The 8,664-nt window shown below is 68.3% G+C and carries 8 protein-coding genes and 1 tRNA gene; 4 read left to right on the top strand and 5 right to left on the bottom strand.

Annotated elements, in window-relative coordinates; all coding sequences use genetic code 11:
• Nucleotides 1-1,661: PEP-utilizing enzyme (locus AC5RWT_RS31405; protein ID WP_494083632.1), on the top strand; the 1,661-nt coding region annotated here is incomplete at its 5' end.
• A 23-nt stretch (nucleotides 1,662-1,684) separates the two neighbouring features.
• On the opposite strand, the gene AC5RWT_RS31400 is transcribed toward AC5RWT_RS31405, so the two are convergent.
• The 4 genes from AC5RWT_RS31400 to tmk all read right to left on the bottom strand — a co-directional run bounded on the left by AC5RWT_RS31400 (nucleotide 1,685) and on the right by tmk (nucleotide 5,241).
• Nucleotides 1,685-1,760: transfer RNA gene (locus AC5RWT_RS31400), tRNA-Thr, on the bottom strand.
• Between the two features lie 91 nt (nucleotides 1,761-1,851).
• Nucleotides 1,852-3,408: an alpha/beta hydrolase gene (locus tag AC5RWT_RS31395; RefSeq protein WP_494083631.1), complete on the bottom strand. Its 1,557-nt coding sequence runs from the start codon at nucleotides 3,406-3,408 to the stop codon at nucleotides 1,852-1,854.
• A gap of 46 nt (nucleotides 3,409-3,454) precedes the next feature.
• Nucleotides 3,455-4,594, bottom strand: coding sequence for a DNA polymerase III subunit delta' (locus AC5RWT_RS31390; RefSeq protein ID WP_494083630.1), 1,140 nt, complete (start codon nucleotides 4,592-4,594; stop codon nucleotides 3,455-3,457).
• Nucleotides 4,591-5,241 carry a dTMP kinase gene (gene tmk / locus AC5RWT_RS31385; protein WP_494083629.1) on the bottom strand — a complete coding sequence of 217 codons (651 nt, stop codon included), beginning with the start codon at nucleotides 5,239-5,241 and terminating at the stop codon, nucleotides 4,591-4,593. Before tmk ends, AC5RWT_RS31390 begins: the two co-directional genes overlap by 4 nt.
• 82 nt (nucleotides 5,242-5,323) lie before the next feature.
• Between tmk and AC5RWT_RS31380 the strand changes: the two genes are divergently transcribed.
• Entirely contained in the window at nucleotides 5,324-6,490 is a 1,167-nt protein-coding gene (locus tag AC5RWT_RS31380) for a trans-sulfuration enzyme family protein (protein WP_494083628.1), read from the top strand.
• A gap of 38 nt (nucleotides 6,491-6,528) precedes the next feature.
• On the top strand, nucleotides 6,529-6,852 hold the full coding sequence (locus tag AC5RWT_RS31375) for a DUF2516 family protein (RefSeq protein ID WP_493969781.1): 324 nt from the start codon (nucleotides 6,529-6,531) through the stop codon (nucleotides 6,850-6,852).
• A gap of 38 nt (nucleotides 6,853-6,890) precedes the next feature.
• Here the strand turns inward: AC5RWT_RS31375 and AC5RWT_RS31370 are convergent, their stop codons facing one another.
• Complete coding sequence (locus AC5RWT_RS31370; RefSeq protein ID WP_494083633.1) at nucleotides 6,891-7,616, bottom strand: class I SAM-dependent methyltransferase; 726 nt, start codon at nucleotides 7,614-7,616, stop codon at nucleotides 6,891-6,893.
• 253 nt (nucleotides 7,617-7,869) lie between these two features.
• Between AC5RWT_RS31370 and AC5RWT_RS31365 the strand changes: the two genes are divergently transcribed.
• A complete protein-coding gene (locus tag AC5RWT_RS31365) occupies nucleotides 7,870-8,628 on the top strand; it encodes a phosphoglyceromutase (protein ID WP_494083627.1) in 759 nt (252 codons plus the stop codon).
• Nucleotides 8,629-8,664: the final 36 nt, after the last annotated feature.

Here is an 8,664-nt window from a genome sequence, read left to right as displayed (position 1 = left end):
CGCTGTTCGCCGACCTGATCGACGGCTCGGTGACGCGGTCGCTTCGAGTCCTGATGGACGAAGCCGTGGGCCGGAACGTCATTCACGAGGGCGATGTCGGGCTGCCCACCGTCAACGGCTACGCCTACTACTACTACCGCAGTCGGGCGATGGTGCGGATGTTGGGCCGGACACCGGCCGCGATGGCGGCATTGATTCGCGGCAAAGCACACATGGGGGTGGCCGGATGGCGGGATTTCTCCCACCCCCGCTATGAGCGGATCGTTGTGGACTGGTCGGCGAAGCCGGTAAGGGAATTGTCGGGAGAGGATGTGCTGGAGGGCGTGCAGTCCTTGGTGGATGCGTGCGCCGTGTACTACACGGCGGTGCAGTCCATCATTCCCATCGCCGCGACCAGCGAAATCTCCTTCCGGGCGTATTACAACAAGGCCGTGCGTCGTACGGAGGATCCTCCCGCCGTGACGTTCCTGCTAGGTTATGACAGCGAACCGATCCGGGCGGAAAAGTCCCTCTACGACCTCGCTGGCTGGGTCCGCGGGGTGCCAGGCTTGGCCCCGGCGCTCCTCGCGACTCCTTCAAGGGCGCTGGCCGACTCGCAGCGCACGGGGTCCGCGCCTGCCGGGGTGGACCCTGTACTGTGGCGGCAGTGGCAGCCACGGCTCCAGGCCCACCTCGACCGGTTCGGCCATACGGTCTACAACCTTGACTTCATCCATCCGGTGCCGGCCGATGATCCTACGCCGCTGCTGGAAACGGTGAAGTTCTACCTGCGTGGACAGGGCCAAGACCCGCACGAACGGCAGAGACTGTCGGCTGCCCGCAGGGAGGACCACACCAACCGCATCGCCACCCGGCTCGGGCGGACCCGCAGAGCCGCCGCGTTCTTCCGGTTGCTGCGGTGGGCGCAAAACGCCGCACCCATCCGCGAGGACGCCCTGGCCGACGTCGGCCTGGCCTGGCCGCTGATCCGCCGGATGCTGCTGGAGCTCGGACAACGCCTGGTTGATGCGGCAGTGATTGCCGAGCCCTCCGACGTGTTCTGGCTGCGTTATCGGGAACTGGCCAGTGCCGTCGACTTCGGCCTCGCCGCACCGCGGATCCGGGAAGCCCCGGGGAACCAGGGAATCCAGTACGTGGCTGAGCAGCCGGGCACACGGGCGGTAGCCATTACCGGCGCAGACCGTCCCGTCCGGGCAGCCGCCGTCGAGGAGCGCAAGATGCTGTGGCGCGGCCAGCTTAAAGCCGCCGCTCCGCAAATGCTGCCCGAGAGCAGGTTGATGGAACGAGCCTTCGGGTCAATGATGCCCGCCCGGTCGCGGCAGGCTGACGGGACCATCAAAGGGATCGGGGCCAGTCCCGGCCGGATCAGCGCTCCCGCCCGGGTCCTGGACGGGCCGGAGGACTTCGGCCGGATGGCGCCTGGAGACGTCCTGGTAGCCCGCATCACCACTCCCGCCTGGACGCCGCTGTTCGCGATGGCCTCGGCCGTGGTCACCGACGTGGGGGGCCCCTTGAGCCACAGCTCCATCGTGGCCCGGGAATACGGCATCCCCGCCGTGCTCGGCACGGGGGTGGCCACGCAACGCGTCACAAGCGGCCAGCAGATCCGTGTCGACGGCGACGCCGGCACCGTCACGATCGAAAAAGCGCCCACTGCATAGCAGCGGGCGCGGTACGTCCAAGATGGAGCCCCCTGCCAGAATCGAACTGGCGACCTTTTCATTACGAGTGAAACGCTCTACCGACTGAGCTAAGGAGGCGGGAAGCAGGACCGTTGCCGGGCCGAATCCACGAAGAACAACTATATGGGAGCCGTGGCAGGCCGGTCAAAACGGACCGGCCCGCTCGGGCTCACGAACAGACGGTGCCCTCGGCCGGCACCGTGCCGTCGGCGAAGTAGCTGTCCACCGCGTTCCGGATGCAGGTGTTCCCGCGTCCGTAGGCTGTGTGGCCTTCGCCCTCGTAGGTCAGCAGGGTAGCCGAGTCCAAATCCTTGGCCATCGACTCCGCCCACTGGTAGGGGGTGGCCGGGTCGCCGGTGGTGCCGATGACCAGCATCGGGGCAGCGCCCTCGGCGTGGATCGGGGCACGCTTGCCGGTGGGCTCGTACGGCCAGTTTTTGCAGGTCACCCCGCCGAAGGACAGGTAGCGGCCGATGGTGGGGGAGGCCTTTTCCAGTTCCTTGGCGTCCTGGCGCATGGCGGCGAGGTCGGTTTCCATGGGGTAGTCCAGGCAGTTCACTGCCATGAAGGCGAAGGTGCTGTTGCTGGTGTAGTGGCCGTCGGGACCGCGTCCGGCGCTGCTGTCGGCCAGGCGCAGCACGGTGTCCGGATCGCCTTGGAACGCGCTGGTCAGGGCCTGGGTGAGGATCGGCCAGCTGGCGTCGTCGTACAGTGGCACCAACAGGCCGGAGACGAAGGTTCCCACCGGAACCAAGCGGCCGTCTGACGCCGTGAGGGGGCTTGCTTCGACGGAACGGATCAGGTCCCGCAGCTGCGCCACGGCGTCGTCCACGCTGCCGCTCATCGGACAGCCTGAATCCTTCAGGCAGGACGCCGCGTAGGCGTGGAACGCGTCCTCGAACGCGGCCGCCTGGCCCAGGGTGACCTGCTCGTTGCTCAGTGCAGGATCCAGCGCGCCGTCGAGAACCATCCGGCCGGTCCGCTCGGGGAACAGCCCGGCGTAGGTGGCGCCCAGGAACGTGCCGTAGGAAAAGCCCAGGTAGTTCAGTTTTTCGTCGCCGACCACCGCGCGGATGATGTCCATGTCCTTGGCTGCGCTGACGGTGTCCACATGGCCCAGGACAGCGCCGGTCTTTTTGGCGCACTCCGCGGCGAGCTTGGCGGCGTCATCGATCGCCCGCTGGATGTCCTCGTCTGAGTCGCGGTTGTACTCGGTCTGCCGTGCTTCGTCCCGTTCGGCGTCGGTCTGGCAGGTCACCGGCGCCGAACGCTCGACGCCGCGTGGGTCGAAGCCGACCAGGTCGTACTCGCTGCGGAGCTGTTTGGAAAACATTGTCTGAAGGCCGTCGCGCAGCAGGTCGTAGCCGGAGCCGCCCGGCCCGCCCGGGTTGACAAGCAGCGATCCTTGGGCCGAACTTCCGGCGTCACTGCGGATGGCGGCAAGCTGGATTTCTTCGCCGCCGGCGTCCGAGTAGTCCAGCGGCACGTCGATGTCCGCGCACTCCAAGCCGTTCTCGCACGGCTGCCAGTCGACGTCCTGCGTGTAGAACGGCATCAGCTCCTCGGCCACGCCGTTGGTGACCTGCGCCGGGTCCGCCGGCTCGCGCTCCTGTGCCGGGGCGACCACCGAGCAACCCGAGCCCAGCAGGAGGACGACGGCGGCCAGCGCGGCCGCTGCGGAACGGCGCACTGTTGTTACGGGGTGCCTGGGGCGGGTGCGGGGCATGCGGGCAACTCCTGGATAGTGCTGCGTGCGGGGTCCGGGGGCGGACTCAGAGCAGGCTGACGGCCATGGCTTCCATGGCCAGGACTGGGGCAACGTTGGTGCCCAGGCGCTGCCTGGCCTGGGCGATGGCATCCATTCTGCCCAACGTCTGTTCGGGGGTGAACCGTTCCGCGTAGGCGGTCAGCTCCGGGCGCAGGTATTCGTTGACCAGTTCGGTGCCGGTGCCCAGCTGGAGGGTGAGGACGTCGCGGAAGAAGGTGCTCAGGTCGATCATCACCCGGTCCAGCGAGTCGCTGACGCTGCGCTTGGCGCGGCGTTTTTGGTCTTCTTCCATCCGCTTGAGCTGGCTGCGGATCGCCGGCGGCATGACGCCTTTTTCGGGTGCCCCGAGCGCAACCAGGAGCGCCTCGCGCTCGGCCTCGTTGCGCTGCTCGGAGGCGGCGGCGGCGTCGGCATTGGAGATCTCCACTAGTTCGCCGGCGGCAGTGACGGCGTCGGCCACACCGCGCAGCCGCAGCGGCAACCGCACAATCGTGTCGCGGCGGTGGCGGGCGTCGGCGTCGGTCGCCAACCGGCGGGCCACGCCGATGTGGCTCTGCGAGACGCGGGCGGCGAAACCGGCCAGCTCGGGGTCCGCGCCGTCCCGGCGGACCAGGAGGGCGGCGACGTCGTCGGCAGGCGGAATACGCAGGCCCACCGGGCGGCAACGCGAGCGGATGGTCACCAGGACGTCCGCCGGGCTGGGGGTGCACAGGATCCATATTGTCCGGGGCGGCGGTTCCTCGATGGCCTTGAGCAAAACGTTGGTGGTGCGCTCCGTCATCCGGTCAGCATCCTCGATGATGATCACGCGCCAACGGCCCGAGGACGGCTTGTCCTGTGCCTTGCCGACCAGCTCGCGCATCTCCTGGATGGAGAACGTGACGTTCTCGGTGGCCACCAAGGTGGCGTCCGCGTTGGAACCGGCCAGCACGGTACGGCAGGCGTGGCAGGTTCCGCAGCCGCGGTCGGCAGGATCGGGCTGTTCGCACAGCAGCGATGCGGCGAAGGACTTGGCGGCGTTGCTGCGGCCGGAGCCGGGCGGGCCGGTGAACAACCAGGCATGCGCCGGGCGTTCGGCGGCGGCCGCCCGGCTGAGCTGTTCGACCACCGCGCTCTGGCCGGGCAGGTCGGACCAGACGCTCATGCCAGCAACTCCTGCACCCGGGCCATGATGGCTTCGGTCAGGTCAGCGCGGCCGGCACTGGCGTCCAGCACCAGGTACTTTTCCGGCGCCGCGCCGGCCAGCTCCAGAAATGCCTCGCGGATCCGGGAGTGGAAGTCGTCGGGCTCGGACTCCAGCCGGTCTTCTGCAGCCTCGCCGGCGGTGCGGCGCGTGCGGCCCTGCTGTGGGGCAACATCGAGCAGGACAGTCAAATCCGGCAGCACCCGGTCTGTGGCCCACAGGTTGAGCTCGCGCACCGCCGCAAGGCCGAGTCCGCGGCCGGCACCCTGGTACGCCACGGAGGAGTCGATAAACCGGTCGCAGACCACGACGTCGCCGCGCTCCAGCGCGGGCCGGATGACTTGTTCGACGTGGGCGGCACGGGAGGCTGAGAAGATCAGTGCTTCGGTGCGGGCATCGATCTCGCCGTGACCGTGTTCGAGCACCAGAGCGCGCAGCTTTTCGCCCACGGGTGTGCCCCCGGGTTCGCGTGTGCGGAGCACCGTGCGGCCCAGCCCCTGCAGGCGGTGTTCGACGGCGGCGGCCTGGGTGGATTTCCCGGCCCCGTCCCCGCCTTCGAATGCGATGAAGAGGCCGCGGGCTTCGGCGGGCTGGCGGTCGGAACTCACCTGATTAGCCTAGCCGGAATCGCTGGTACGCGCGGGACGGTCACAGTTAGCGTGTGGACGGCGCCGGTACTACTCTGTCGTCATGACCGACGCCTCCTCTCCCGGCCGCCACGACGACGAGCATCTTGCTCCTGACACGGTGGTGGTTTCATCCGGACGGCCGCCGCGCGACCACGACGCCCCGGTCAATCCGCCGGTGGTGTTGTCGTCAACGTTCTTCGGTCGCGGCGACGTGGTGCAGGGGGACCGCGCCTATGGGCGCTACTCCAATCCGACGTGGGATCCGTTCGAGGAGACCCTGGCCGACCTGGAAGGCGCGTCCTTGCCCGGGCTGGTCTTCGCCTCCGGCCTGGCAGCGGTTTCCGCGGCGCTGTCGCTGATCCCCTCCGGCGGTGTATTGGTGATGCCGCGGCACAGTTACCAGGGCAGCCTGGCTATTGCCGAGCAGTTGGCCGGGCGCGGCGAACTGCAGTTGCGCACCGTTGACATCGCGGACACCGATGCCGTGACGGGGCAGCTCGCCGGTGCCGACATGCTGTGGCTGGAAAGCCCGACCAACCCGATGCTCGAGATTGCGGAAGTCGAAGTGCTCGCCCGCGCCGCGCACGAGGCCGGCGCCCTGGTGGTTGCCGACAACACCTTCTCCACGCCCTTGGGCCAGCGTCCGCTGGCGGCCGGGGTCGACGTCGTCGTGCATTCGGTGACCAAATATCTGGCCGGCCACTCCGATGTTGTGCTGGGCGCCGTCGTGACGTCGCATGAAGACCTGCGCGCCAAGCTGCTGGTGCACCGGTCGCTGCACGGGGCCATCGCCGGGCCGTTCGAAACCTGGCTGGCACTGCGCGGCGTGCGGACGATGGCGCTGCGCGTCGAGCGATCCCAGGCCAGCGCCGGCGAACTTGCCCGGAAACTGCAGCAGCACCCGGCAGTGGAAGCCGTGCGCTATCCCGGCCTGCCCGACGACCCGGGGCACGCGCGCGCCGCCGCCCAGATGGACGGCTTCGGCTCCATCATCGCGATCCAGGTCAAGGGCGGAATGGCCGCCGCAGACAAGGTCATCGAGGCACTGCGGCTCTGGCTCCCGGCAACCTCGCTGGGCGGCGTCGAATCGCTGATCGAGCGGCGCCGCCGCCATGTCAACGAGCCCGAAAGCGTGCCGGAAAACCTGCTGCGGCTGTCGGTGGGAATTGAGAACCCGGCAGACCTCTGGGCGGACCTGGATCAGGCCCTCGCCGCGGTCGACGTGTGAGACTGCCGAAACACACCCCCACCGGTTAGGCTTAAGGCGTGCTACTCGCCTACGACATCCAGTACTGGCTCTACATGGCCTTGGGGCTGATCGCCCTGGTTATTGAAGTGTGGGCGCTGGCGGACTGCGTGGGCCGCAAGGCCGACTACTTCCAGGCAGCGTTCAAGAAGACCAAGGGCTTCTGGGTCGGCGTGCTGGCCGCTGCCACGGCAGTCGGTGCCTTGGCAGCCTTGGGGTCTGGCGGTCTCAGCACCTGGATGATCTTCCAGCTGGCCGCGGTTTCCGCCGCCGGCGTGTACCTGGCGGACGTCAAGCCCGCACTGATCGAGGTCAAGGGCGGCGGGTCGGCCTACCCCTGGTAGCCGGCGCATCAGCCGGCATGGCCTCCCGGCCTGCCGGATCAGGATGCCGGCGCGACGGCGTGCCACGCCACGGTGACCTCACCAAGACGCCACCGCGACGGGCCATCCAGAACCGGCCATCCGCCGTCGTGCAGTGAACGGCACATAGCCAGCCAGCGCTGCCGGTGCCCGAAGGAGGCCAGCGGTGCCGCCTCCGCCCACGCGCGGTCCAACGCCTGCAGGTAGCGGTGTACCGGCTCGCCGGCGACATTGTGGTGGATCAGGGCCTTCGGCAGCCGCTCCGCCACGTCCGAGGGTCGGGCGAACGCGCCGAACCGCAGCGAAATGCTCAACGACAACGGGCCCTCCGGCGCCACCGCGATCCACGTCGCCCGGCGGCCGATCTCATCGCACGTACCGTCAATGAACAGTCCGCCCGGGGCCAGGCGCCCGCACACGGTGTCCCACGCGGCGCCGTACTCGGATTCCGGGTACTGCCGCAGCACGTTGAACGCGCGGACCACCGCCGGCCGACGGCCCGCCACCGGAATTTCAAAGCCGCCCTGGCGGAAGCTCAGTCCCGGCCGCTCCAACGGTTTGGCGACGGCGACCCGTGCCGGCTCTATTTCGATGCCGATGATTTCGACGTCGGGGCGCACCCGGGACAGGCGGTAGTGGAGTTCGACGGCGGTAGTGGGCACCGCGCCATAGCCCAGATCGATGACCAGCGGATCAGCGTACCGGCGAAGGCGGCTGGCTTCGGGGCCGGCCAGCCAACGGTCCATTCGGCGCAGCCGGTTGGGATTGGTGGTGCCCCGGGTGACGGTGCCGACGGGTCGGCGGAGCGGCCGGCTGGGGGACGCGGTCGCTGGGGGCACGAGAAAAAAGAATAAACGCACGGCGGACCCGCAGAAGCCGCCGGAACCCCCATTGTGCCGAAGCTCACGAGTGATTTTTTGCCGTCCTTGGCCAAGCCGTGTCCGTAACGTGCCGCTCGTGCCCTCCGCCCCTCGGCACTGCTCCGCTAGGATTGCAGCCATGACTTCCACTTCGAAACACACGCTGGTCCTGTTGCGCCACGGGCAGAGCGACTGGAACGAAAAGAATCTCTTTACCGGCTGGGTCGATGTCCCGCTGACCGAGCTGGGACGCAAGGAAGCGCACCGCGGCGGCGAACTGCTGGTTGAGAACAACCTGCAGCCGGATGTTCTCTACACCTCGCGGCTGAAGCGGGCCATCGTCACCGCCAACATCGCTTTGGAAGCTGCGGACCGCAGCTGGATCGACGTCAAGCGCAGTTGGCGGCTGAACGAGCGCCACTACGGTGCCCTGCAGGGCAAGGACAAGGCCCAGATCCGCGACGAGTTCGGCGAGGATCAGTTCATGATGTGGCGCCGCTCCTACGACACTCCGCCGCCCGCGCTGGATGATGCCAGCAAGTGGTCGCAGGTCGACGACCCGCGCTACGCGGATCTGGGGGACGCGGTGCCGCGGACCGAATGCCTCAAGGACGTGCTGGAGCGTTTCCTGCCCTACTGGGAATCGGACATCGCCGTGGATCTCATGGCGGGCAAGACCGTCCTGGTTGCCGCGCACGGCAACTCGCTGCGCGCGCTGGTCAAGCACCTGGACGGCATCAGCGACGACGAGATCGCCGGGCTCAACATCCCTACCGGCATCCCGCTGGTGTACGAGCTGGACGAGAACCTGAAGCCGGTCAAGGCCGGCGGCACCTATCTGGACGCAGAAGCGGCGGCGGAAGCCATCCAGGCTGTGGCCAACCAAGGCAAGAAGTAGCCTCGGGTTAAACCGGAAGGCCGGCTCCCCGCGGGG

Source organism: Arthrobacter sp. Dra40 (assembly GCF_059091905.1).
This window is presented reverse-complemented; position numbering and strand designations above follow the sequence as displayed.